The organism is Butyrivibrio sp. MC2021 (assembly GCF_000621605.1).
Taxonomy (GTDB): domain Bacteria; phylum Bacillota; class Clostridia; order Lachnospirales; family Lachnospiraceae; genus Butyrivibrio.
On record NZ_JHXX01000010.1, the window covers coordinates 90,096 to 116,049 of the forward strand.

Annotated in this window: 18 protein-coding genes and 1 other RNA gene; 2 read left to right on the plus strand and 17 right to left on the minus strand. The window is 47.8% G+C overall.

Translation table 11 applies throughout. The features are described 5' to 3' along the window. Window positions 1–10 precede the first annotated feature (10 nt). The gene (locus tag T359_RS0113765) at window positions 11–811 is read right to left on the minus strand and encodes a dihydroorotate dehydrogenase electron transfer subunit (protein ID WP_026517980.1); all 801 of its coding nucleotides are present in this window, start codon (window positions 809–811) and stop codon (window positions 11–13) included. A 64-nt stretch (window positions 812–875) separates the two neighbouring features. Beyond that, window positions 876–2,192 (minus strand): dihydroorotase, encoded by a 1,317-nt coding sequence (locus T359_RS0113770; RefSeq protein ID WP_026517981.1) that lies wholly within the window; start codon window positions 2,190–2,192, stop codon window positions 876–878. A 117-nt stretch (window positions 2,193–2,309) separates the two neighbouring features. On the opposite strand from T359_RS0113770, the gene T359_RS0113775 reads away from it, so the two are divergent. Next, entirely contained in the window at window positions 2,310–3,038 is a 729-nt protein-coding gene (locus T359_RS0113775; protein WP_026517982.1) for a lysophospholipid acyltransferase family protein, read from the plus strand. A 52-nt stretch (window positions 3,039–3,090) separates the two neighbouring features. Here T359_RS0113775 and T359_RS0113780 read toward each other — a convergent pair whose 3' ends face one another. From T359_RS0113780 to tadA, 7 genes are all read right to left on the minus strand, one after another. Then, a complete protein-coding gene (locus tag T359_RS0113780; RefSeq protein ID WP_026517983.1) occupies window positions 3,091–4,299 on the minus strand; it encodes a D-alanine--D-alanine ligase family protein in 1,209 nt (402 codons plus the stop codon). 41 nt (window positions 4,300–4,340) lie between these two features. Next, window positions 4,341–5,972, minus strand: coding sequence for a Mur ligase family protein (locus T359_RS0113785; RefSeq protein ID WP_026517984.1), 1,632 nt, complete (start codon window positions 5,970–5,972; stop codon window positions 4,341–4,343). A 24-nt stretch (window positions 5,973–5,996) separates the two neighbouring features. After that, window positions 5,997–6,788: an alpha/beta fold hydrolase gene (locus T359_RS0113790; RefSeq protein WP_026517985.1), complete on the minus strand. Its 792-nt coding sequence runs from the start codon at window positions 6,786–6,788 to the stop codon at window positions 5,997–5,999. A 249-nt stretch (window positions 6,789–7,037) separates the two neighbouring features. Further along, window positions 7,038–8,606 (minus strand): glycoside hydrolase family 9 protein, encoded by a 1,569-nt coding sequence (locus T359_RS0113795; RefSeq protein WP_081795590.1) that lies wholly within the window; start codon window positions 8,604–8,606, stop codon window positions 7,038–7,040. Between the two features lie 35 nt (window positions 8,607–8,641). Beyond that, window positions 8,642–10,933 (minus strand): hydratase, encoded by a 2,292-nt coding sequence (locus T359_RS0113800; protein ID WP_026517987.1) that lies wholly within the window; start codon window positions 10,931–10,933, stop codon window positions 8,642–8,644. An 82-nt stretch (window positions 10,934–11,015) separates the two neighbouring features. Beyond that, the gene (locus T359_RS20450; protein ID WP_035784537.1) at window positions 11,016–12,560 is read right to left on the minus strand and encodes a DUF3502 domain-containing protein; all 1,545 of its coding nucleotides are present in this window, start codon (window positions 12,558–12,560) and stop codon (window positions 11,016–11,018) included. Then, window positions 12,557–13,090, minus strand: coding sequence for a tRNA adenosine(34) deaminase TadA (gene tadA / locus T359_RS0113810; protein ID WP_051545426.1), 534 nt, complete (start codon window positions 13,088–13,090; stop codon window positions 12,557–12,559). The genes T359_RS20450 and tadA overlap by 4 nt, the downstream gene beginning before the upstream one ends. A gap of 169 nt (window positions 13,091–13,259) precedes the next feature. On the opposite strand from tadA, the gene T359_RS0113815 reads away from it, so the two are divergent. After that, the gene (locus tag T359_RS0113815; RefSeq protein WP_026517989.1) at window positions 13,260–13,700 is read left to right on the plus strand and encodes an RrF2 family transcriptional regulator; all 441 of its coding nucleotides are present in this window, start codon (window positions 13,260–13,262) and stop codon (window positions 13,698–13,700) included. Between the two features lie 228 nt (window positions 13,701–13,928). Here the strand turns inward: T359_RS0113815 and ffs are convergent. The 8 genes from ffs to T359_RS20465 form a co-directional block, all read right to left on the minus strand. Further along, an RNA gene (ffs, locus tag T359_RS22225) (signal recognition particle sRNA small type) lies at window positions 13,929–14,028 on the minus strand. A 93-nt stretch (window positions 14,029–14,121) separates the two neighbouring features. Beyond that, entirely contained in the window at window positions 14,122–14,910 is a 789-nt protein-coding gene (locus T359_RS21745; protein ID WP_051545428.1) for a response regulator, read from the minus strand. A gap of 27 nt (window positions 14,911–14,937) precedes the next feature. After that, the gene (locus tag T359_RS0113825; RefSeq protein WP_026517990.1) at window positions 14,938–16,461 is read right to left on the minus strand and encodes an alanine/glycine:cation symporter family protein; all 1,524 of its coding nucleotides are present in this window, start codon (window positions 16,459–16,461) and stop codon (window positions 14,938–14,940) included. Window positions 16,462–16,490: 29 nt separating this feature from the next. After that, window positions 16,491–19,913 carry a DegV family protein gene (locus T359_RS20460; protein WP_051545431.1) on the minus strand — a complete coding sequence of 1,141 codons (3,423 nt, stop codon included), beginning with the start codon at window positions 19,911–19,913 and terminating at the stop codon, window positions 16,491–16,493. Beyond that, window positions 19,910–21,961 (minus strand): response regulator, encoded by a 2,052-nt coding sequence (locus T359_RS0113835; RefSeq protein ID WP_026517991.1) that lies wholly within the window; start codon window positions 21,959–21,961, stop codon window positions 19,910–19,912. Before T359_RS0113835 ends, T359_RS20460 begins: the two co-directional genes overlap by 4 nt. A 37-nt stretch (window positions 21,962–21,998) precedes the next feature. Then, window positions 21,999–23,090, minus strand: a complete 1,092-nt coding sequence (locus T359_RS0113840) for a PucR family transcriptional regulator (protein ID WP_026517992.1) — start codon at window positions 23,088–23,090, stop codon at window positions 21,999–22,001. Window positions 23,091–23,788: 698 nt separating this feature from the next. After that, window positions 23,789–24,898: an ABC transporter ATP-binding protein gene (locus tag T359_RS0113845; protein WP_022778831.1), complete on the minus strand. Its 1,110-nt coding sequence runs from the start codon at window positions 24,896–24,898 to the stop codon at window positions 23,789–23,791. 236 nt (window positions 24,899–25,134) lie between these two features. Continuing rightward, complete coding sequence (locus tag T359_RS20465; protein ID WP_051545432.1) at window positions 25,135–25,950, minus strand: YesL family protein; 816 nt, start codon at window positions 25,948–25,950, stop codon at window positions 25,135–25,137. Window positions 25,951–25,954: the final 4 nt, after the last annotated feature.

Here is a 25,954-nt window from a genome sequence, read left to right on the forward strand (position 1 = left end):
TCCGCCCTCCTCACATATCTAAGTCATCCGCGTCAAACACCGGTCCGTCGGTGCAGATGCGGGCATTGTTAACGTGGGAATGGTGATCCACCTTAGTGGTCTTGCAGATACATCCAAGGCAGGCTCCGACGCCGCAGGCCATGCGCTCTTCCAGTGAAAGGTAAGCCTTGATGCCCTTTTCCTGAGCGTAATTCTTGATAGCCCTAAGCATAGGCATGGGGCCGCAGGCAAAAATTACATCGGCTTCTATGTTCTGCTCTCTCATGGCGTCAATGACATTTCCTTTGGTTCCGATGCTGCCGTCCTCTGTGGCGGTGAACATGTCCGCATATTTGGCAAACTCCTCGGAAAGGAAGGTCTCAGAATTTCTATAGCCCATAACGGCGCTGACCTTAACAGGCTTAACAGCTGTTTCTGCAGCCGCAAGTCTCTTGGCTGTTTCAAGAAGGGGAGGGACTCCGATGCCGCCGCCCATGACAACGACCTTTTTTCCCGCAGCAGCTTCCAAAGGGAAACCGTTGCCGAGAACCCCCAGGATCTTGATGTAATCCTCGGGCTGATACAACGCAAACTCTGCGGTGCCGCTTCCTACAACCCTGTACACAAGACGGATCGCGGATCTCTCCTTGTCCACCTCGCAGATACTGATGGGTCTTGGAAGAAGTGTTGATTTATTGGTGGGATATACCCCAACGAACTGCCCGGGACAAGCGTCCTGTGCTATAGGGGTCTCAAGCCACAGATCATAGATACCCTCAGCAAGAAGGTTCTGGCTCAAAACCCTCGCTGCCGCCATACTTTTCTTAGACATCACAAGCTACCTCGTTTCAAATCTCTGTTTTCAAAGCATTCGCAATAAACAATACCATATATGCTTAGTCCATGTAAACAATCTTGCCGCGGCAAATTGTGTAATGTATCCTGCCGGGAAGTCTCTCTCCAAGGAAAGGTGTGTTGGAGGATTTGGACTTGGACTGAACAAAGCTCCACTCCTCGTCTGGATTAAAGATCACAAGATCCGCATCGGCTCCCTGTCTGATATATCCCGCATCAAGGCCGTAAACAGCAGCGGGGCCCCAGGTCATTCTGGCGATAAGCTCAGCCAGGGTCAAAAATCCGGGCTTAACCAGCTCTCTGATTCCAAGAGCCAGGGAGGTCTCAAGGCCTGTAATGCCGCTGGGGGCCTTGGTGAGCTCTTTTCCCTTCTCCTCTCTTGAATGAGGGGCGTGGTCTGTGGCTATCATCTCGATGGTGCCGTCCTTAAGGCCTGCGATGATGGCCTGCCTGTCGCTCTCTCTGCGAAGGGGAGGATTCATCTTGGCCAGAGCCCCGTATTTAAGCACAGCTTCCTCTGTCAGGGTAAAATGGTGAGGTGTTGCCTCTGCAAAGACCTTAACGCCGCGCTTTTTGGCTTCTCTTATCATATCCACGGCTCCGGCGGTACTGATATGCTGAACCACGATTCCGGCGCCGGTCTTTTCTGCGATCTTGATATCCCTGTCCACCATGGACATCTCTGCGTTTCTGTGGGAACCTCTGATTCCCAGGGTCTCAGCCACTTCTCCTGCGTTGATGCCGTTCTCTGCGATGAACTGGGGATCCTCCTCGTGAAGGCTGATGAGCATTCCCAGGTCCTTGGCCACTTCACAGGCCTTCTCCATGAGCTTCTCATTGAGGACCGGCACGCCGTCATCGGTAAAAAGCACTGCTCCCGCCTCAGCCAGGGCCTTCATGTCCACCAGCTCCTTGCCCGCCATGTTCTTAGTTACATTGCCGCAGCAAAGAACCTTGATTCCGGTCTTCTCGCCCCTGGCGATCATGTCCTTTACGGTCTCTGTATTATCGGGATGGGGATTGGTGTTTCCCATCATGACAACGGTGGTAAAACCGCCCCTTGCGGCAGCCGCAGCCCCGGTGTCTATGTCCTCTTTATAGGTAAAGCCCGGGTCTCTGAAGTGCACGTGGCAGTCCACCAGTCCCGGAGCCACAACGCAGCCTGTGGCGTCGATCTCTGTGACCTCAGCCTTGCCTGTGGTCTCATCCGCCCCGTACATGGCAGCCTCTGCGGCCACGTCGTCGAGACTTCCGCAGGCGCCTACCATGGCGATATTTTCATCGTCGATCAAAATATCATATAACCCGCTGATGCCGCTGGCGGGATCAATCAGATTTCCGTTCTTAATAAGGATCATTCCCTGTTCCTCCCTTTTTCTGTCCAAAACTACATCTACTTTAACACCGGAACTTTTTTACTGTAAATGATTATATGTTATAATCATCATTGAAAAAATAGAAATGAGGTAATTTTGATGATTCGATCAATTCTGGCAGTACTGTTTGTGGTTATTTTCCTGATAGTGAGCCTTCCCATCCAGGGAGTTCTGCTTATAATCGGCAAGTTCAATCCCATGGCAAAAAAGAGAGCTTCTCTCGCCATCGTAGGCTGGGCCTTCAACGTGGTTTCCTTTATCAGCGGTGTTAAAAGAACCGTCATCGGCGAGGAGAACGTTCCCAAGGATCAGGCCGTTTTGTATGTGGGCAACCACCGCAGTATTTTCGATATAGTTATCGCTTATCCGAGGGTTCCCAATCCCACAGGCTTTATCGCCAAGAAGGAGATCCTGAAGGTTCCCCTTCTTAACATCTGGATGATCTACCTGGACTGCCTCTTCCTTGACAGAAGCGACATCAGAAAGGGCCTGGAGATGGTCCTCACCGCAATAGAGAAGGTAAAAAGCGGCATTTCAATATTCATTTATCCTGAGGGAACAAGAAACAAGACAGACCAGCCCCTGGGGGAATTCCACAAGGGAAGCTTCAAGATAGCCCAGAAAACAGGCTGTCCCATCGTTCCCGTGGTAATCAACAAATCAGACGAGATCCTCGAGAAGCATATGCCCTTTATCAAGAGCACACATGTAACCATCGAGTATTGCAAGCCTATTGTAATTAAGGATTTAGATAAAGAAGATCAGAAGAATATCGATCAGTACGTGAAGAATATCGTTGAAGAAACATATTTGAAAAATGAAAAGTAACGGAGAAATGGACCTACACCCCCGTCCCCCAGGTCCATTTCTTTGTTACTTTTTACATCTTGCTTCCTTTAGTTCCGCCGCCCAGGTGAACGCCCTCCAGGACGTTGGTCTCGAAGGAGTAAACCACCTTGTGACTCTCTCTGTCTGCTTTAAGGGCAAGCTCAATCATATTGTCCAAAAGTGTCTCGTACTTCATTCCCAGGGGCTCCCAGAGATAGAAGGAAAGGGATCCAGGAATGGTGTTGATCTCGTTGAGATATACCTTGCCTGTAGCCTGATCCAGCATAAAGTCGATACGTGAAACGCCGCTGCAGCCAAGGCAGATGAAGGCATCTACAGCCATCTTTCTGATGTCATCGCGCATCTGGCTGCTGATCTCAGCAGGAATCTTTCTCTTAAGAGAAGCCATTCCCTTGCTGCCGCCGGTCTTGGCACCGCCCTTGGCTGAACCCTTGGCGCCGCCTATATATTTATCCTCGAAGGAGAGGATATCGTCTGAGTTAACAGGTTCTTCGCACTCGGAGGCCTGAGCATATTCATAGTCACCCAGAACCGCGCAGTTGATCTCCTTGAGATCTGTGATGGCAGGCTCTACAAGGATCTTTCTTGAGAACTCAAAGCCCAGCTCCAATGCCTCAAGAAGTCCCTCTCTGTCAGAAGCCTTCTTGATTCCGATACTTGAACCAAGGTTAAGGGGCTTAATAATAACAGGATAGGTGAACTCCTTCTCGATCTTAGCCACAAGGCCGTCCACATCCTCGTAATCCTTCCAGGTGTAGCACTTGCAGTCAAGAACAGGGATTCCGTTGTCCTTAAGAACTGTCTTCATTACATATTTGTTCATACCAACTGCGGATGAAAGAACGTCGCAGCCCACAACGGGAAGTCCCAGAGTAGCCAGGAAGCCCTGAAGGGTTCCGTCCTCCACGTTGGTTCCGTGAACGATGGGGAATGCCACGTCAACAGTGGTGATGACGTTGTTTCCAAACTTCTTCATGGGATAGCGCACAAGAGAAACCTTCTCTTTTTCCTTGATCCATACAACCTGTGTGCTCTTGGCAAGGAGCTGGGGGATATGGGTGTACTCCTCGATCTTGCCGATGTCCTCGCCCACATAGAAGTCATTTTCCTTGGTGATGTAAACAGGAATCACCTCGTACTTGTCCTTGTTGATATGGCCAATGGCCTGGATGGCAGAGATAATGGAGATCTCATGCTCTGTACTTTTTCCGCCGAATAAAACTGCAACTTTTAAACTCATAATATCCTTCTTTCTATTTCTTCAATAATAGGACACCTATATCAATAGTTGTCCGGTAAATCATTCTCCAAAAGAATTACCTTTTCTCTTCCTGCATCAAGCTCATACATAAGGGCTGAAGCCTCATTGAAACTGTTCTTTACAAAGAGCCTCTCGCTGTCAAAGCCCGCCTCAAGGATTCCCTCCTTAATGGCCTGGGTCTGCTTCTCACCCACCAGGATGATGTAATCGCAGACAGCTGCTGCCTGCTTACCGAATTCCTTGTTGTACTCATCCTCTTTTTCACCCAGCTCCACCATTCCGGGGGTAACCAGGATCTTGACGCTTCCTTCAAAAAGAGAAAGGGTCTCCAGAGCCACCTTGGCTCCGTTGGGGTTGGAATTGTAGGCGTCGTCTAAGATTGAAACATTGCCGTGCCTGGTAAGCTCAAGTCTGTGGGGCACGCTCTGGAGCCTTCTGACCGCCATCTTAAGCTTGGTAAGCGGGATTCCAAGGCTGCTTGCGCAGGCGATGGCGCCCATGATATTCTCAACGTTGTGTCTACCCACAAGTCTTGTGGAGAACTCTGCGGTCTCGCCCTTTGGTGATGTGACGGTAAAAGAGGTTCCGGCGCCGGTGACCTTAAGGTCCGTTGCCCTATAGTCGCAGCCTTCTGAAAGTCCGTAGGTTATGGCATCCTTGTACTTCATGTTGGCGCGGATTATCTCGTTATCTGCGTTTACGAATTTGAGATGCTTGCCTTCCTGCCTGCCCTCAGCCTTCTCCTTCTCATCCACAGCATCAAGCAGCTCGTACTTGGTGCTGATGATGTTATCAAGGCTGTGGAAGGTCTCCAGGTGCTGGTATCCGATGGAGGTGACAATACCGTCATCGGGATGAACGAAATCTGTGATTTCCTTGATATCGTGTAAATGCCTTGCACCCATCTCGCAGACGAAGATCTGGTGGGTAGGCTTCATATGCTCTCTTATAGTTCTGACAATACCCATGGGAGTGTTGAAGCTCTCGGGAGTCATAAGGACTCTGAAGCCCTCTGATAAAAGAGTGGTCAGATAATACTTAACGCTGGTCTTGCCGTAGCTTCCTGTGATTCCGATGATACGAAGGTCCTTGTTGCTCTTAAGGATCCTCACCGCATCATCAATGTAGTGTTGATTGATGCTCTTTTCAATGGGCTTATTGATGAAATTGGCCATTGCGGGGATAAAAGGAATCAACGAAACATAAATAAACGCCGGCCTGTAAACATCTCCGCCAATAAAAGCATTGCCCCTTGCTGTTTCTATAATTAACACAATCCAGGGAAGGAAAAGTATCAGAACTGACAATACAGTGTAGGTTGCAAACAAGCGCTTAACTCTTGCTGTCACCACGAACTTTTTCTTGGCAGGCTTTGGTATATACCTAAAAAGAAGCCACAGGTAAGCCGCAAGCAGCGCCAGAGCACCGACAATTCTCACAGACTTGGGAAGGATCTCCACCGCCCTCTGGGCAATTCCCCTTATTAAAAAAAGAAGATGCGCCAGCAGCAACAGCTTACTGTTCCGCAGGTGTCTGAAATACCCCTGGAACTGATAGCTGGAGAGCTGCAGCATATGGGTGTGATAACGAAGTCCCAATACTGCAAGTATAATCGGCGGCGCGTACACCATAAGTACTATTGCAAAAACCATAAAAAACCTCACATTAAGTAAACTTTAGTTAATTCCCAAAAAGCTTCCGAGAATCTTGTTGTAAAGGAACGGATTCTCCAAAAATGAGTAGTGTCCCACGCCGTTAATGACCGCAAGACCTGCCTCAGGCATAAGCTTCTCCATCTGCTGACCGTCCGATAAAGGTGTGGCGGTGTCCTGATCTCCCCAGATAAGAAGAGCCGGCATGGTCACGGAAGGCATGTAGGGCGCCAGGTCCTCATTAACAACCTTCACAAGGCTCTGCCTCATAACAGGAGAAGCCGCGGCGTAGTCCGCACTTCCAAACTTCTTCTGAAGGGCATCGAGAGTTCCCGGGAAGAGCTTAACGATCCCGGTCCTGGTTATGAGATTCTTATAGAACTTGTATCTCTTTGTTCTCTTATTCTGAGCCGCTGTCCTTACAGGCTTGATGCCCGCTGCGTCCGTAAGGATGACCTTAGGCACTGTGAAATCAGCCTTGATCCTGCCGTCGTGGATCCCGGCGGTAAGCTTGATGATGATCCTTCCTCCCATGGAATGGCCCAGGAACATGATCTCTTTTTCCTGAGGATACAGCTCTTTAATAAAGGCCAGCACAAAATTCACGTAGTCGTCCACATCCATGGGCTCCTTCGGCTCATCGCTCTTACCAAAGCCCGGCATATCCATAGCCACCACGTGATATTTGGTGCGGGTGAAATCAATGACACCCTTAAAGAGCTCAATATTGGAGCCCCAGCCGTGTAGAAGCACAAGAAGCGGTCCCTGTCCCTCATCTATATAATTTATATTTAGTCCATTAATATTCGTATTCATATTTTTCCACTCAATCCTGTCAACATCTTAGCACTGACCCTTCAGAGGTGCAAATCCTTATCCTTGCATGTACATGGTAAAAAATGCTGTGACCCTTTTTACTGTTACTATTCACAGTCTTACGCCTGCTCATAGTAACATTCGGGGCGATATTAAAGTTTTGCTTCGCAAAAGATCGCCCCTCACTCTTGTATCATATTCTCACGAATCACGCAGCTAGTGCGTGATTCTACTGTGAATAGTAACTTTTTACTTCCCGGTTATGGCACTGAGCATCAGTATCAGAAGGGCATTCTCTCCGGGATCGTTCATGACGCCGCTCTTATCAGCATCAAGATAGGTCCTCTCGGTGTCCTCCGAAAGGAAATTGATGGCCTCGGGATTCATTCCCAGCATATAGTGGGCGTGATTCTCTATTATAGTGGTATATTCGTGATTGTAAATAATGTGATTGGTTATGGAAAGACATCTCATGTCATCCAGGATCTTATCAAAGTTCCCCTCGTTCTCGGGATCGGAGACCCTGAATACCTCCTCCTGGGAGGTCTTGGCGATGGCCTCAGCCCTCTTCATAAGAGCCTTCATGATAACGCTGCAGCGGTCCATATCCACGGGCTGACTGGTGGAAATATAAGTTACAGCCCCGAGGAAAACATTCTCATCCTCGCCGAAGTTATCCAGAAATCCCTTGGTGGAAAAACAGTCCTCCAGAACCTTGGCATAGGTCTCACCGCCGGTGGCGCGATAGAGCTGGGCTGCAGCCTTAAAAGCCTCCGGTGTGTTGGGCGCGGTCTGATTATTCAGATAACAGTTAAAGGCCCTGTCAGCGGCTCTAAGACAGGTTGTTGCATATTCAGAATCAAACTTCTGATAAAAATAGGAAAATCTCGCCATCATGGAAGCAAAAGCTATGGTTGACTCCATGGAAACAGGAGTTACTGCAACCGGCGCGGTGAAAACATCACTTTCCTGGCCCATGACCGTAAGGGCTGCCCCATACTCGCCTCCTGAGGTGGAATCCTGCATCTTAAGAAGCCAGTCCACTTCGTATCTTATCTCGTCCAGAATATCCGGAACTCCGTTGCCACTCTCGGGGATACCGCACTCATCGCAAAAGACCTTCTCGTTGAGCTCATAGGCAATAAGAAGCTGCTCCGCTATCCTGCTGCCAAGGGCTGTGTCCCTGTCAGCCTGGGCATCCATGTGCCAGCCTCCGGTGACATCCAGCTCCTTTGCCGGGTCCTCCTGAAGATGGGCCATGGAGGTGTGGCAGGCGCTGCGGGCACTGTCCCCTGCAAAGCCCTCGGAAAGGCTGCTGCCGCATCTGTTGAGGTAATATTTCCTGCAGGCGGTATTAAACACGCCTCCGTATACATCATCATCAATAGAAAAAGAGTAGGATTCTCCGAGAGTATCGGTGTAGATACAGTATTTTCCCCTGGTCTTAAAATCCGTGAACCTGGAAAGGGTGTAGGTCCTGCCCTCAGATACTTCCGGAATATCCCCGGTATATACCACTTCACCGGTCTCTAAGTCCTTAATGGAAAAACTCTTGGGAAGGTTCTCACCCTTAAAAATAACTATCTTGTCGGAGCCGGTATTAAAGCCCACCTGGTCCACCAAGGTCCCGGGAATCTGCACCGGAGACTCATAGTCAGTGTTGACGTTGGTTGCTGCCACCTGGGCCTGCTGCACCGCTTCCGGTTCCTCAGTTTTTGTTTCAACCGAAGAAGCGCCGCAGCCTGCGACGCTTCCAAGCAGCATAACCGCTGCAAGATATTTAGAAATCCTTTTTGCCCCTCTTAGAAAATGTGCCATAAAAAACTTTCTCGAATTATAGTGTGTGAACACTCTTACTTTACTCGATTATAGTTAATTAAGCAACCATCAAGAATGATCTGTCTCTCATCATCTGTAAGTCCGCCCAGTGTAAGAGTAAACTCCTTGAGCTCGCCATCCTTAACCGCAAAGGCCTTAATCTCGCTGTCCTTGTTCTCAACGGCCTTCCTGATGCCGGGAAGGAAGATGTAATCAAGGTTCCTGAAGGGAAGCTCGCCCTCCTTGATTATGAAAGGAAGCATACCCCAGTTGATAAGATTGGAGCGGTAACGCTTGGTGGCGTACTCGTTGGCGATGTTAGCCCATCCGCCAAGAACCTTCTGGCAGGAAGCAGCCTGCTCTCTTGCGGAGCCATCTCCGGGCTTCACTGCAAAAATGGTGGAGCCGATGCCGGTATTGGATGAGGTAACATCAGGATAAGACTTAAGGATAGCTTTAACAGCCTCTGCAACCTCAGGCTCCAGTGTATCAAGAGCAGTATTCTCACGTCTCTTGAGCTCCTGGGCATAAACCTCTTTTGCTCTTCCTACGTACTCAGGATCCTTTCTTGAAAGAGTGAACTCTGCAAGGCCCAGAGGATTGGATCTGTAGGATGAGGTCTCTCCTGAAGGGATCAGCTCATCTGTTGTGGTAACAGGATCATGGATCTCTGATACAACCTTGAGAAGCAGGTTATCTGTAAGAGCCACCATGCTGGGCCAGTCCTTGATGTTGGGGCCAAGCTGCAGCTCTACTGAAGGGTCTGCCTTACCCTTGGAATCAAATACGCGGTTAGCGTAGATCTTGCTGTCATAGTGATATTTATATTTCTGAAGCTCACCGTCGAACTCTGTAGCAGGAGTGAGAACACCCTGATTAGCAGCAGTTGCGGCGATGGATCTGGCATCCATAAGTGCCACGGAAGCAACCTGACCGTTCTGAACCTTGGAGCCCTCACGGTTAGGGAAGTTTCTGGTGGAGTGTCTGATACTGAAGGCGTTGTTGGCAGGTGTGTCGCCTGCGCCGAAGCATGGTCCGCAGAAAGCGGTCTTAAGGATCGCACCGGACTCCATGATAGCTGCAGCCGCGCCGTTCTTGACGATCTCCATATATATAGGTGTTGAAGCAGGGTAAACGCTGAGGGTAAATCTGTCGTTTCCGATAAATCTGCCCTTGAGGATGTCAGCTGCAGCGCAGATATTCTCAAATCCGCCGCCGGCGCAGCCTGCGATGATTCCCTGATCAACCATTAACTTGCCGTTCCTGATCTTATTCTGAAGAGAGAACTCAACCTTGTCACCGAAGCTTACTCTTGCGCGCTTCTCAACGTCAGCCAGGATGTCGGCTGCGTTTGCGTTAACCTCAGCGATCTCATATACGTTGCTGGGGTGGAAAGGCATGGCGATCATAGGATTAAGAGCTGAAAGATCAACCTTAACTACACCGTCATAGTAAGCAACCTTGCCGGGCTTAAGTTCCTTGTAACATTCGCTTCTTCCGTGGATATCATAGAAATCCTTTATCTCATCATCTGTCTGCCAGATTGAAGACAGGCAGGTGGTCTCTGTTGTCATTACGTCCACACCGATACGGAAGTCTGCGGAAAGCTTCTCAACACCGGGGCCTACGAACTCCATTACCTTATTCTTAACATAGCCGTCGCCGAATACCTTGCCGATGATAGCCAGGGCAACGTCCTGAGGACCTACACCCTTCTTGGGCTCTCCCTCAAGGTAAATAGCTACTACGCCGGGCATGTCAACGTCATAGGTCTGTCCCAGAAGCTGCTTAACAAGCTCGGGGCCGCCCTCTCCGATGGCCATGGTGCCCAGAGCACCGTATCTGGTGTGGGAGTCGGAACCAAGGATCATTGCTCCGCTCTCAGCCAGCATCTCTCTTGCAAACTGATGAATTACCGCCTGATGAGGTGGTACATAGATTCCGCCGTATTTCTGCGCAGCGGTAAGTCCAAACATGTGGTCATCTTCGTTGATGGTTCCGCCTACTGCGCAAAGTGAGTTATGGCAGTTGGTCAAAACGTATGGAATAGGGAATTTCTCAAGGCCTGAAGCCCTTGCTGTCTGAATGATTCCTACGTAAGTGATATCGTGAGAAGTAAGCTTATCGAACTTAACGCAGAGCTTGTCCATATTTCCGGAAGTGTTATGGGCCTTTAGAATGCCATAGGCAATGGTATTCTGTCTGGCGGTCTCCTTGGTAGCATCACCTGCTCCCAAAGCAGAAAGCTGCGCCATAGCTTCTGAATTATCGGGTACCAAAGTATTTCCATTTACCAGATAGCATCCGGTTTCTAACGTTGTAACCATAAAATCCCTCCTGCCTTATACATGTATACAATTCTACAAGCGCAATCATATCATAATTATTTCACAGTTGGTAGTGGCAAAATTAATGAGAATCCAGGATTTTCTGCAATTCTTTTGTCACAAGTTCAAAGCCCACCAGCCTTAGCTGCTCTCTGAACTCCGCCACCTCTTCCTCGGGAGTCTGCCTATAGGTTCCATAAACGATCTCAGGAAGGTACCGGGCACACACTCTGTTTATCCTTCTGAGCCTGTCATTTATATCCGCCGCCCCAAAGGGATACCGGTCCCAGGGATAATCTATGGCTGTCTTCTCGTACTCTTTTACCAGCTCCTGATAATCATCCCAGGCATTCCCGGAGTCCCTAAGCTCGTACTCATCCCTCCGGCCCCACCAGAAATTCAGGGTCATGCTGTCCTTATCGGGATTGTAGCCGTTGGGTTTTTCAATGCTTCCGTCCTCTAAAAGCTCGTACTGAACACCGTTTATTCCGTAGCACATAAGCCTGTAGCAGGTCTCATCATTTCTAATGTAATCATAGACCATAAGGGCTTTCTCGGGATTCTTGGATCCGGAGTATACCGCCATGGCGCCGTGAAGAATGCTGTTTCGAAGAACATTCCCTGACTCCTTGCCGAACCAGTAAAATCCGGCATCTGAGCCAATCTGTGACAGCTCCACATTGGGCTTTATCTCGTTAAAATAATTCTGGGTATGGTGCTGCTCCACAGAGGAGAGCCCTGCGTAAAACTCCGCCTCATTATCTCCGGCGATGGCGAAATCCCCGCGCCAGACGCCCATTTTACCCCATTGCTTCATGAGGGTGGCAAACTCAATGAGCTCATCCCCCTTATAGAAAGGTGAAGTGATTTTGGTCATATCATGCTGGTAGGCCCCCCAGAGGCCGTAGGTTGTTATCTCATAAATAGGAACATAGTCCGACTTGGACATAAGATATCCCAGAGCTATGACCGTATTGTCCCCGGTGGCATCCCAGGGTATCATATCCGGTCTGTTTTCCTTAACATAGGCAAAATAGTCGGTGAGGTCCTCCCAAGAATTAACTCCCTGAAGCCCCGCCGCTTCAGCGATATCACCTCTGTAAATGAAGCCGTGATTGGTCCACTGGGTGAACTCATTCTCAGGGATAAAATAGATCATTCCCTTGTATCTGCAGGCTTCCCACTCTTTTTCGCTGACCTTGGCATAGGTTCTGGGGCAATAGGTCTGGAGCATATCCTCCGTCAGAGGGCGGAAATTGCCGTTGACCACATTTGGCCAGGCGTCAAGCCAGTCCGTTCCGGTTCCCACCAGATCTATGTTGACACTGTCTTCATTCAGAGTCTGGTTGTAGTTATCCAGATAATCTGACCAGCTTATGTAAAAAACATCAAGTCTTGCATTAAGTTCTTTTTCCAGAATCCTGTTTAGCTCCGCCACAACGGCCTCGGTTCTTCCGTTGGTGGGCTTATCTCCGATAGTCATATAGGTTATGGTCACCGGCTCCCTGCTAAAGTCAATATAAGGGTAAAGCTCGCTCTCTGCGCTGCGTCCGTCCAGATCACAGGCGCCCAGGCAAGCCACCGTCAGCAAGGTAATTAGAATTACGGAAAAAAATCGCTTTTTCAATCGGGAGTCCCTTTCTGCTCTTTCTCAGCTTTATTTCTGATCCTAAGTTCCACAAAAAAATCCTTCAGAAGTTTACTGCACTCCTCCTTAAGCACTCCCCTTTTTACTGTGACCTGATGATTAAAATCAGGATTGTTCAGAATATCCAGTACCGTTCCTCCGCAGCCGGCCTTGGGGCTCTCCGCCGCCATGATGACCTCCGGTATCCGGGCCTGGACTATGGCCCCGGCGCACATCTGACAGGGTTCCAGGGTCACATAGAGTCTGCACCCCTCCAGTCTCCAGTCTCCGATGACCTTACTGGCCTTTTTTATGGCGGTTATCTCCGCATGCGCCAGGGTTGTCTTGTCTGTGTTTCTTCTGTTATAGCCCCTTCCTATAATCTTGTCCTCGTAGACAATTACGCAGCCGATGGGTACTTCCCCCAGCTTGTATGCCTTTTTGGCCTGAGCGATGGCAGCCTTCATATACTTGATATCCTGCTGCTCCTCAGGACTTATCCCTTCCCTGGGTAATATTTTCTTAGCCATATAAAAATAAAAACCTCGTATTTCCTGTTTTCACACATTTCATATCAAATTAGTAGTAATTGAATAGATTTTCTGATATAATAACAACCACGCTATTTTCATTATAAATAATAATTTACAGATTTTAATACTTCTAACGAGTATTTCATTGAAATTTAAGGAGTCATAAATGAAAATTTCCACAAAAGGAAGATATGCTCTCAGAGTCATGATAGATCTTGCCCTTCACAACAACGGGGAATACATAGCCCTGAAGGATATTTCCGCAAGACAGAACATCACCATCAAGTATCTGGAGCAGATCGTATCCGTTCTGAACAAGGCCGGCTTCCTTCGCAGCATGCGAGGCAACAACGGCGGCCACAAATTGGCCCGGGATCCCAAGGATTACAGGGTAGGGGACATCATCAGAGTCATGGAGGGCAACCTTACGCCGGTTGAGTGCTCCGCCCAGATAAACGGCACCACCTGCCCCCTTTCAGATAACTGCGCATCCCTGAACTTCTGGCAGGGTCTTGATAAGGTGGTCAATAATTACGTAGACAAGTTTACGTTAGAGGACCTGGTAGCCCAGTACCGCCAGGGCGCGAGAGACGATTACTCCATTTGAATGATATAGGAGTCAAAATTAAAAGTGCTTAACATACTCGTATGTTAAGCGCTTTTAATTTATGACCCGAACAAACATGAGGAATTAGCAATTTACGCAGTAAATTAGCGGTTTCCGAATGTTTGTAGAATTGCGAAAATGACGTCAGTCATGGAGCAATTCGTATATCATTTATATATATTCCTACATAAAGAAGCGGCTCTGGGAGAGATGCATACAGGTCCAAGATGACAACAGGCACCCTTACAACACATGAGAGGTTCTACTTAGTGCTGCTTCGTTCCCGACCTGACACGGTTCGTAGATTCCCATTGCATAAGACCCGCTGCCAAACAAGAAGGACACTGCATACACCTCTCGCAAAGCCGCTAATATAATATACTTAATTTTCTAAAATTTCGCAAGTCTAAATTGTTTTCCCTTAATACTCCGATATCCTGAGTTTGTTCTTTAAAAAGGTTAGAAGATTCGCCTTGCTGGTGGATTTAAGAAGATATCCATCGGGCTTAAGGCTCATTACTCTTGTTACGCTCTCCCTGTCTCCTACACCGGTGAGGAACACTACAGGGATCTTCTCCGTGACGGGGTCAGACCTTAACATCTGCAGTACCTGTGGCCCGTCCACCACAGGCATCTCATAATCAAGAAGTATCAGGTCCACCTGGTCGTTAGCGGGGAGCTTCATAAGGAAATTGATTGCCTGAATTCCCGCAGTTACGATATCCACCTTGAAAACATCCTTTATCCACTCTTTTACGATCTTGGCATAATCCGGATCGTCGTCCACGATAAGGATCCTGCACTTGGCTCCGGGAGGCCGCACTCCCGCCATGGCTTTCTCAATGGCCAACGCCAGTTCCTTCATCTCCACGGGCCTGAAGAGCCAGACGTAGCTGGTTATTCCGGTATAGACCTTTCCCAGGTCCTCCCAGCCCTCCGGGTCTCCCACGATGATCATCTTCATATCGTTGTCTTTCATCTTATCGCAGATCTGCACCAGAGTATTGATCTCCTGGGAGTTCTCCGCCACCTTGGCAGGAAGATGGAAGATAAAAAGATCCGTGAACTCAAAATAGGTATCCAGTTTTGAAAAATCATTAACCAGGGACGTGACAAAATTGCCGGTATCCGAAAGCTTTTTTTCAAGGCCTCTGGCAACGATACTCGGCTGGAACATAAGCATCACGATTCTGAGATTATTGATTTCCATGTCGTCCTCCAATCACGTAAAACAAGGTCAGTCAGCTCCCTTATTTATTGCTTTTATGGCTTCCTTCTGAATATCGGGATCATAAGACAAAAGAGGCTCTGTCTCTTTTCCCTTTATCCTTCTGTCTATATAGTTCCTGGTGAGTCTTATAAGAAGGGGTGTCATAACCACAAGTCCGATGAGATTTGGTATCATCATAAGTCCGTTAAAAGTATCCGAGATATCCCAGGCCAGATTGGATTCCATGACCGCTCCAAATACCACCAGCAGCAAAAAAATCACCCTATATACTCTGGCAGCTGCGACCCCCAGCAGATACTCGGTAGTCTTAGCCCCATAGTAGGACCATCCTATGACAGTGGTGAATGCCACCATGGTAATGGCAATGACCACAAACCATTCCCCGGGCTTGCCATAGTATTTTCCAAAAGCCTGAGCCACCAGGGTTGCATCGTTGATTCCCTCTTTTGCAAGGCCTGTCGTAAGATCAATATATCCTGAATCAAGGACCACAAGGGCTGTCATGCTGCAGATGACAATAGTGTCTATAAATACCTCTGCAATTCCCCACATTCCCTGATGTACCGGCTCTCTTGAGCAGCTGGTGCTGTGGACCATAACAGAGGATCCAAGGCCTGCTTCATTGGAAAAAACGCCTCGTTTACAGCCCTGCTTAATGGTGCCGATAGCAAGCTGCACAGCTGTTCCTGCCGCTCCGCCTTTTAACGCTTCCGGCCCCAGGGCGAATCTGAATATGGAGGAAAAGACCTCCGGAACCCCAGTAATATTCCTTGCTATCACCAGGAGGCAGCCTGCAATATATACAATTGATATCACCGGCATCAGCTTCTCGGAAACCTTGGCCACGCGCCTGAAACCGCCCATGATGATGGCTCCTGCTGTGATCATGAGGACAATTCCGATACCCCAGTCAACTCTGGGGATGCCCCAGAGGGTTCCAAGGTCCGCTTCCGCCAGGAATGCTGATGCCACATTCAGGGTTATCTTGTTTATCTGTCCCATGTTTCCTATTCCGAAGGATGCAAACACGGTAAAAATACAGAAGGCAATACCCAGAACTTTTCCCAGCTTTTTGCAGTGCTTAATGGAGCCAAGGCCGTCCTCAAGATAGTACATAGGGCCGCCGGACCAGGCTCCCTCTGTGTTTCTGCGTCTGTAATAGATACCGAGAACGCACTCGGAATACTTGACCATCATTCCCAGGAACGCCGCAACCCACATCCAGAACACCGCCCCCGGGCCTCCCAGACATATGGCCGTTGATACTCCCGCAATGTTTCCTGTTCCGATGGTGGCGCAGAGGGCCATACAGAAGGCTCTCCACTGGGAAAGGGCGCCGGCATCATTGATGATCCTGCCCTTGCCCTTTATGATTCCAAAGGTATTTTTAAACCAGTGACGAAGATGTGTTATCTGGAAAAGCCCGGTAATAAGCGTGCAGAGAAGTCCCGTTCCAAGAAGAAGCGAAAGGCCCACGTTGCCCCAGGCAAAGGAATTCAGGGCATTATTTATACGTACCACGGTTTCCATATAGCTTCTCCTTTCCCGGTTTTGTAACTTTACTCACTGAGCTTTTTTACAATTCCATCGTAGTCAAAGGCTGCTGCCAGCTCCTTCAGGGCCTTGTACTTCTCCTTGTGCTCCTGAGGGATAGCATAGTCCTCTATCTCTTTAAATACTTCGTCTATAATATCGCAGTCCATGGCCTTTGCGCCGTCCATAAGGCCCTCATAGACGCTCTCCATGAGGAATTCATCCGCAACAGGCTTTCCCGCATCCTCATCTTCAGAAGTTCCCTCACCCTCAAATACCGGGGCCAGGGCCTCCTTGTAGCTGCAATATTCCTTCATGAAGCTGTCGTGATGTTCCTTGATATAATCAATATTTTCTTCTTTTCCCGCATTCTCAAGATGCTGGGCTTTTTCTGCGGTGTCCATGGCTCCTATGAGTTTGGCTGAGCTCTTAAGGGCATGGACCTTGATGGTGTAATTCTTCCAGTCGCCGCTGTCGTAGTAGCCCTGTATCTCCGCGGATTTATCTCCTATGGAGTCGTAAAAGATCTTGAGAATTGTCTTAAAGGCATCCTCAGAGCCGCTGTTCTTAAGGGCCAGCTCTTTGTCGATTCCTGTTATGCAGTCGTACCACTTGGGCTCCGGGGTGTCCGTCTTTGCAGGTGTGGTCACAGCCTCTGCTGCCACAGTCTCTTCCTCTTCATATGACTCTTCCGGTTCCTCCGGCTCTTCCTTGTCGCTTCCAAAGCTCATCATCTCAGGATCCAGGAAGGAGCTTATGTTGTAGGACTTGTTGGACTTGATAAAATACAGGATTCCAAAACATCCCGGTCCGCAGTTGGAGGAGATGGCCGCGGAGGCCTGCTTGAATACTACGTTTTCAAAATATGCTATCTTACTGATCTCCTCTTTTACCCATAAAAGAGTATCAATAGGAACGTCAATATAAGTGATGAAAACCACCTCGGGATCCGGGATCACATCCACAGGGAAGGCCTTGGCGATGTACTTCTTGTAGGCTCGCTTTCTGGAGCCGATCCAGGCGCCGCCCACTCCCGACTTGTTATCCCTGATAACTATGCAGGGGTGCAGGTACAGAGCTCTGGCAACCCTGTCTATGGTGTTGCTGATAAGGCCTTTTCTTGCCATATACTCGGTGGTGTCCGCGATAAAGCTGCACTGAAGCCTCTTTTTTACCTGGTTGATCTCTGCCACGATTTCTTCGATGGAAGTGTCCATCTGGGCAAGCTTGATGGCGATAAGCACCAGAATACCTGTGGCTGAGGACAGGCACTCGGAGTTGATGACCGTCACATTGTCAAAGGACTTGGCGGCTTCGCAGGCCATATGATAGTCCTCACTCATGCTGTCAGTGATGGCGATATGTATGATGTGGTGTGCCCTTCTAAGCTGCTCTGCAAAGAAGTCTCTGTAGGCCGTCTCGTTAGGCGGCATGGATTCCACATTCTTGCCGGTGGACATGTATCTTACCAGCTCGTCGGAGCCAATCTGAACGCCATCCTTGAATATACCCTCCTCTGTCCTTACCATGAAAGGCAGGGTAGGGATGTAGCTCTTGCTGGTGAGGGAATCCGGCAGGTCGCACATACTGGTACTGGTGATGATGACCGGCATTTTGCCTGAATAGCCAAGGGCCGCGTTGATATCCTCTCTGGTGCTCATGAGCTTGTTGCTGTTGACGATCATCTTATCCGGTGAAATAAATTTCATCAGGATATTCTCAAGAGCCTCTCCGGAGACAGGCTTAACCAGATAGCCGCTAAAACCTGCTCTGTTATAAAGCTCCCTGTTATCGCTTCCGGCATTGGCGGTAAGCACTACCACAGGGGTTGTGCGGTTAAGTCCTCCCACCTGATTGTGTATCTTTTCAAGGCACTCGATGCCGTCCATCTCAGGCATCAGATGATCCATGAGGATCACGTCGTAGTGGTTCTGAAGAGAAAGCTCGAGAGCCACCTGTCCGCTTATGGCCTTATCTATCGTCATTTCTGTGTCAGTAAGGAGCTTGCTCTCAACCTCAAGGTTCATCTCGTTGTCGTCAACAATGAGGATCCTGGCCTCGGGAGCCCTGAAGGTGGCTTCGTAGGTCTTTCTTGTGACATTCTGGCTGTGTATGTTCAGCTCACCGATCTGGGTGGCATCAGAGATACCCTGCTTAACCACAAAGGTAAATGTGGAGCCCTCGCCGTATACGCTGTTTACGGTGATGGTTCCTCCCATAAGCTCCACCAGCTGTTTTACGATGGAAAGACCAAGTCCTGTGCCCTCGATATGGCGGTTCTTTTCCTCGTCCACTCTCTTAAAGGCATCGAAAAGATAAGGCAGGGACTCCTTCTTGATTCCCATACCGGTATCGATAACTGAAATCGACAGAGACACAGTCCTTTCATCCTTCTGATCGCTCTCTATATGAAGTTCCACAGAGCCGTGCCGGGTGTACTTTACGGCATTATTCAAAAGATTGATTATGATCTGCTTGATGCGGACCTCGTCGCCATAGAGGATGGTGGGCACCTTGGGATCCACGGTGACATTCAGGGTCAGGCCCTTATCATGGGCCTTTATCCAGATCATGTTTACGATCTCGGACAGCATATCCCCCACGTTATAGTCCACCGGCACAATTTCCATACTGCCGGCTTCCATCTTGGAGAAGTCCAGAATATCGTTGATAAGTGCCAGGAGCATTTTTCCTGAGCCCTGGATTCCCGTGGCGTTTCTGATGACATTATCGGAGCAGCTCTGGTCACGGAGGGTGAGCTCATTAAGTCCCAGAATGGAGTTAATGGGAGTCCTGATCTCATGGCTCATGCTGGAGAAAAATCTGTTCTGGCTCCTGGTGAGCTCCTCAGCGATCTCTGCAGCTTTTCTGGCTTTTTCGGTTTCTATGTCAAAAAAGTGCTTCTGACACCAGGTCATTATAAAGCCGATCATTCCTACCAGTATTATGGACACAAAGGTATCAATGTAGGCCATGCCCCTGTCGTGATGGTATACAAGCTCCGGAAAGTTATAACCCACAATAAAACAGATGGTGGAAACTATAAAGCAAAGTGTCAGCATGACCTTTCGCCATCTTCCGCTGAGCACCAGGCCCATGTAGATGAATACGAAGACAATCCAGACCATGCCTCCGCCGTCGATACCTCCTCCATAGAAGAACAGCTCGGGAATTGTGATAAATACGAGACTTATAACTATGAAATTCTTGGCAAAGTCCAGCTTATTCTTTTTCAGGCAGATATATACCATGATAGGAACAAAAAAGAATGTTCCCACCAGCAAAAAAATCTCCTTAGGGTTGTCTTTAGTTATTATGTCTACGATAGTGGCGATTAGAAGCGGAATCTCCGTAATGTATGTCAGCGTCAGGAATACTCTCTCCTGGAAGGGCCTGTCGGCATCTCTGATGGCATCAATGACTGTTCTTATATAGCCTTTTATGTTCATGCTCTGTCACCTCCCTTTCCTGTATTGAATTCGGGAAGTTCCCTGAGCATTACGTGCTCAAAGTCCGCTATATTTATGGGCTTGGCAATGAAGCCGTCAAAGCCCTCTTTGATAAACATCTCCCTGGCGCCGGACACAGCATTGGCGGTAAGAGCGATGATGATTATGCTCTTTCCAAGATCGGAAGCGGCATGCTTTATCTTCTTCATGGCCTCCACACCGTCCATTTCAGGCATCATGTGATCCATGAAGATAACATCATATTCATTTTCTCTGAACTTCTTAAGGGCCTCTTTTCCGCTCTGTGCGGTTTCGATAATCATCTCATATTCCCTGAAAAGTCCGGTGGCCACAATAAGGTTCATGGGCTCATCATCCACAACAAGGGCTCTGACGCCTTTAAATACGGGCTTCACATGCTCAGCGGCACCATCAAGGTCTCCGGCATTTCTGCCCTCGTTAAGAACCCTGACTACAGGATAAGCGTAGAGAGGCTTGGGCATAACAATAACATTGCTTCCCGGAGTCGCCTTAAAGCCAAGGGATGCGGAAACTGCCACAACAACGTCGCCCTTACTGAGGTCATCAAAGTACTGAGGATTCTCCTCGTACTCCTCCTGGCCCATGAAGATAATGGACACATCCTTCTTTTCACGAAGCTGCTCTATCTCCTTCACAGACTGGGTCGGATACAGGGGAACTCCGGTCTTGGTGGCCAGATTGGTGGCCATGACACGGTAAAAGTCCCTGACTCTTGGGACCTTGTATTTGTCCTGACGGACATGGAAAAGAACATCTCCTGAAAAATCCCTTGTCAGGGCAAGGCAAGGAGACTTGTCCGAAACCAGCTGAGGGATTGTGACCCTGACGGTGGTTCCCACGCCCTTTTCGCTCTCGATCTTGACAAAGCCGCCCATTCTGTGGGCAAAACCGTATACGATATAAAGCCCCAGGCCGATTCCGCCTGTGCTTCTGTTTCTCTTTTTATTTGCCTGGTACATGCCCTCGGAAATCGCAGCTATGGCCTTGGTATCCATACCGATACCGGTGTCTGTCATCTCTATGCAGAGGTTGACACCGTAGTCCGTGTCCTCGGTGTACATCTTTACATAAATACCGCCCTTCCTGGTGAATTTAAAGGCATTCTCCGTAAGGTGGCGGAAGATCTTGTGGAGCTTTTTCACATCTCCCCTCATCTTGGTGGGCACCTTGGGATCCAGGTCCACGATAAGCTCCAGATGCTTTTCATTTTCCAGAAGCCTGAAGCTGGTGATGACATCATTAATGAGGGAGGTGCTAAGGTAGTCGTCCTCTTCAAGAATTACCTTATCTCTCTTGCACTCGGTGTAGTCCTGAATGTCCTCGATCTGGTAAGCGAGCCTTATTCCGGCGTTTTTGATGGACATGGCTTCAGAGCCCACGCCTTTTTTCAAAAGCATCTCGGACATACCGTTTACAACGTTTACCGGGGTCCGCAGCTCATGGGAAATATTGGATAAAAAGTCCTCCATGTCCGCATCTACGGCTTCGATGAAAGTGTCCTTTTTTTCATCCTCATCTGCCCTTTCCATCCTGTCCTTAATGCCCTTGGCGCAGGCAAAAGAAACCAGAAGAACAATGCAGAAATGAAGTACTGTCCTTGAAATATTCAGTTCATCAAAGGTGACATAGTTGCTCCTTAGAGCCAGAGCGATCTGAATTCCCAGAACAATCATATATTCCAGGAGAAAAAGATTGATCATGTAAAGATCATCAAATAAAGAATAGGTCACAATTAAGAGCACCACAACAATTGCGACATCAAAAAAGGAGATCACATGAACACCATGGTAGAACACCGCAAACATACCGAAAAGCAGGTAAGCCACCTTTCGGTATTTGTATTCCGGCATTCCCATGATATGCATAGTCCAGATTGTAACTGTTCCAACAATGATAAGGGGCGGTACCCAGAACTCCCATCCAACAAGGATACTCTCTACTGTCAGTGCAATACAGCTCAGCGACACCAGAAAGATGATAAATCTCTCGTTTTCCGTCCGATTCATGTTCTGTTCCTCTTAAGTTTGTCGACAGCCCATAGCCTTATCCGTTTCGGTTCTCCAGATATTTCATATAGCTGATGACCATGAGCGCGATCTTAAAGGTTAACGCATCATCAAATTTTCTAACATCGAGACCGGAGCTCTTCTCCAGTTTCTCGATCCTATATACAAGAGTGTTTCTGTGGACAAAAAGCTGTCTTGAGGTCTCAGAAACATTCAGATTGTTCTCAAAGAACTTGCTGATGGTGTTAAGAGTCTCCTCATCCAGGTCGTCGGGAACCTCTTTTCCTCCGAAGATCTCGTCGATAAAGATCCTGCAAAGGCTCTCGGGAAGCTGATAGATAAGGCGGCCGATGCCCAGCTCGTTGTAGGCGTTGACTCTTTTTTCAGCGTAAAAAATTCTTCCTACGTCCAGAGCCATCTTGGCCTCCTTGTAGGATTTGGAAAGATCCTTGATCTCCTCAACAATGGTTCCGTAGGATACTCTTACATTGAGCATAGCCTCAGTATTCATCATATCCACGATGGTTGTGGCGATCTGAGCGATCTCGTTGTAGCTCTGGCTTCTGGCCAGAGTCTTGATTAGGATGACGTTGTTCTCATCCACAGCGGTAACATAATCCCCGGAGTGCTGCCCGTACATGCTGCTAAGAAGCTCCTGGGCTGTGTTGTCCTGGGAATGTCTTGTCTCCACCAGGATAATAACTCTGGGAACATTGACCTCGATCTTGAGCTTTCTTGCTCTGTTATAAACGTCGATAAGAAGCATATTGTCCAGGAGCAGGTTCTGGAAGAAGTTATTCCTGTCAAACCTCTCCTTATATGCAACTATAAGGTTCTGGAGCTGGCTTACGCCAATCTTGCCGATCATGTAAGCATGCTCGCTGTCTCCCTTGGCAAGGAGCACATATGCGGGGTCACCTTCATCTAAAACCTTGAAAAGATGCACATCCCCGATAACCTGTGAGTCCACAGGTGAATTGGCGAAGTTTATAATAATTGAAATATCAAGGAATTCTCTCTCCGAAGTGGCAGCAACCACCTCTCCTCCAAGGTCCATGACACAAAGCTCCACCTTGGATATGCTCCCCAGCTCCTCAATACTTGCCCTAATTGTCTGCGCAGAAATCATTTCATACTCCTTTTCCCCAATAATTCGTTAATTCCCACCACAATTATAATATCATATCAGCCGCGTCATTCAATGACAGGTTGAAAATGCCCGTGAATTTGTCGTACCAACCGGAACTGATTTACACGCATCTAGTCGTGATATGTTAAATCCCATACATCATAATAATACGACATACTGTCTGTAAATGATATTAAATAGCGATAAATTTTTATGATAAAGAGTGTACTTTTTCTTGAGGGCCAGCTAGGTACAGTAGTGACGGTTCTTACTGTACCTACCTGCCTTCATTAAACTCCCTGACCTCAATTAAGTAGTAGAAGCCCCAATCACCCGGGCCGCCCTTAAATAGTAGCATAGGAGCAATTATGTGCGGGGCTATATTTTTGTGGATTCAGAGGGAGGCTGCGAGACGCCTCACTTTCCGGGAAGTTATGCCGGAGAGATAAATATAAATATGAGCCTTTCGAATATCTTCGCAAAAGCCCGACTGTCTATGAATCTGACGTGCCTTGTGGAAACGTAAATTGCGAGACATTCGGGCACAGCGGGTTCATAGGCAGCCGGGCAATTCGCAATCATAATTGGCTCATATATATATTTATCTCTCCACAAATCCCCGGAAAGTGAGACGGACTACAAACTCCCTCGGAAGCACAAAAAAAGAGCCGCACATAATGTGCGGCTCCGAATATACATTAGTTGGTGATTGTCTTCTCTGTTTCTTTGTCGAATACGTGGATCTTCTCAACATCGAAAGCAAACTTAACCTTATCGCCGGGTCTAGCTGTTGTTCTGGAATCAACTCTAGCAGTGATAGGGAACTCAGCGAGATCGAAGTACAGATAAACTTCTGCACCAAGAAGCTCGTATACGTTGATTGTTGACTCGAATACAGCCTTAGATGTGCTAACAACCATCTCTGAATCATCAACATCCTCAGGTCTGATACCGAATACAACCTTCTTGCCAGCGTAGCCACCCTCGATAAGCTTCTTAGCCTTTGCAGGAGGAAGCTCGATTGACTGACCAGCGATCTTAAGGAATGCCTTGTCGCCCTGAACTTCGCAATCAGCATCAAGGAAGTTCATCTGAGGTGATCCCATGAATCCAGCAACGAAGAGGTTGCCTGGCTTGTCATAGAGGTTCTGAGGTGTATCTACCTGCTGAACAACACCGTCCTTCATAACTACGATTCTTGTACCAAGAGTCATAGCCTCTGTCTGGTCATGTGTTACATAGATGATTGTTGTGCCAAGTCTCTGGTGAAGCTTAGCGATCTCAGTTCTCATCTGTACACGGAGCTTAGCATCAAGGTTTGAAAGAGGCTCGTCCATAAGGAATACCTTAGGGTTACGAACGATAGCACGTCCCATAGCTACACGCTGTCTCTGTCCACCTGAAAGAGCCTTAGGCTTACGATCAAGGAGCTTCTCAAGATCAAGGATCTTAGCAGCCTCTCTAACCATCTTGTCGATCTCTGCCTTAGGAACTTTACGAAGCTTAAGTCCGAAAGCCATGTTATCATATACAGTCATATGAGGATACAGAGCGTAGTTCTGGAATACCATCGCAATATCTCTGTCCTTAGGCTCAACGTCGTTAACAACTCTGTCACCGATCTTAAGTGTACCTGAAGAGATATCCTCAAGTCCTGCGATCATACGAAGTGTTGTGGACTTACCACATCCTGAAGGTCCAACGAAAATGATAAACTCTTTATCCTCGATGTTGAGGTTGAAATCTTTAACAGCCTCAAAACCGTTAGGATAAACTTTAGTAACATGCTCAAGTGATAAACTTGCCATACCTTTAAATCCTCCTAAAAATATACATAGCTTAATTGCCATTCAACAATAAAAGTATATCTTTTAAGAATTTTATTTACTATTCACTATTTTCACAAATATTTCATCATTCATTAGCAATTCTGCCAAATAAAAAAGGTGGTTATCCACATGTCAAAAAAAATGACGGAGAATAAAAAATAACACTGTGCAATTTGCATATTGCTTATTGCACAGTGTATATATCTTACCAAATATCATTCTTTTTCAGTGTCATTTTCCAAGCCTTCATCTATCTTTCTGATGGCTGCGTCAAGCTCCTCCTCCTCGGACAGGTCCTCTTCCTTGGGCTCGAAGCGCTTGAAGGTTTTGTTGTAAAGCATTGCCAGAAGATATCCCGGTCCGGCGATTCCCACAAGGATCAGAACAGGAACTGCTCTTAAATCAAAGAAGTACAGGATCAAGAGAGGAATACCTGTCACTACTGCCATAAGAATTGTCTTGGGCAGAGCAAGAACCGCCATAAGGAATGAATTCTTGATAGTTCCAAAGATGGTATTAACAAATTTGGACAGCAGCGGAAAGGTATAAAGTGATGCCATGTACAGTATCAGTGAAAAGGCAATTACTATATATCCGTAAATGGTATTTCTTCCCAGCATAAGGATGTAATCCAAAAACAGGATTCCTGCAACGGTAAACTTGATTGCCTGAAGAATGACTCCCTGCTTGAAATTCTCCTTAAAGGACTTAAAGAAGGACTTGGCAATATAGCTGTCTTCATCCCTGACCATTTTAAGAAGCACATAGTGCATACCGGTGCAGGCAGGTCCCAAAGGAATTGAACAGATGATTCCTGCGAGCCAGGCAAGAACAATAAGCCCTAAATATGCCTGAAGATCAACGGTGTCCGGAGTGTCCATCAGAGCTCTGTAAACCGGATAAAGGAAAAATACCTGCTCGAAAATCAAAGGAAGTGCAAACAGAAGTGTCAGAAGGTTGAGAATCATAATGTCCGCTACTCTTGTAAGGACACGCATAAGCGGACTGTCGAGATCAAAAAACTTACCCATAAAA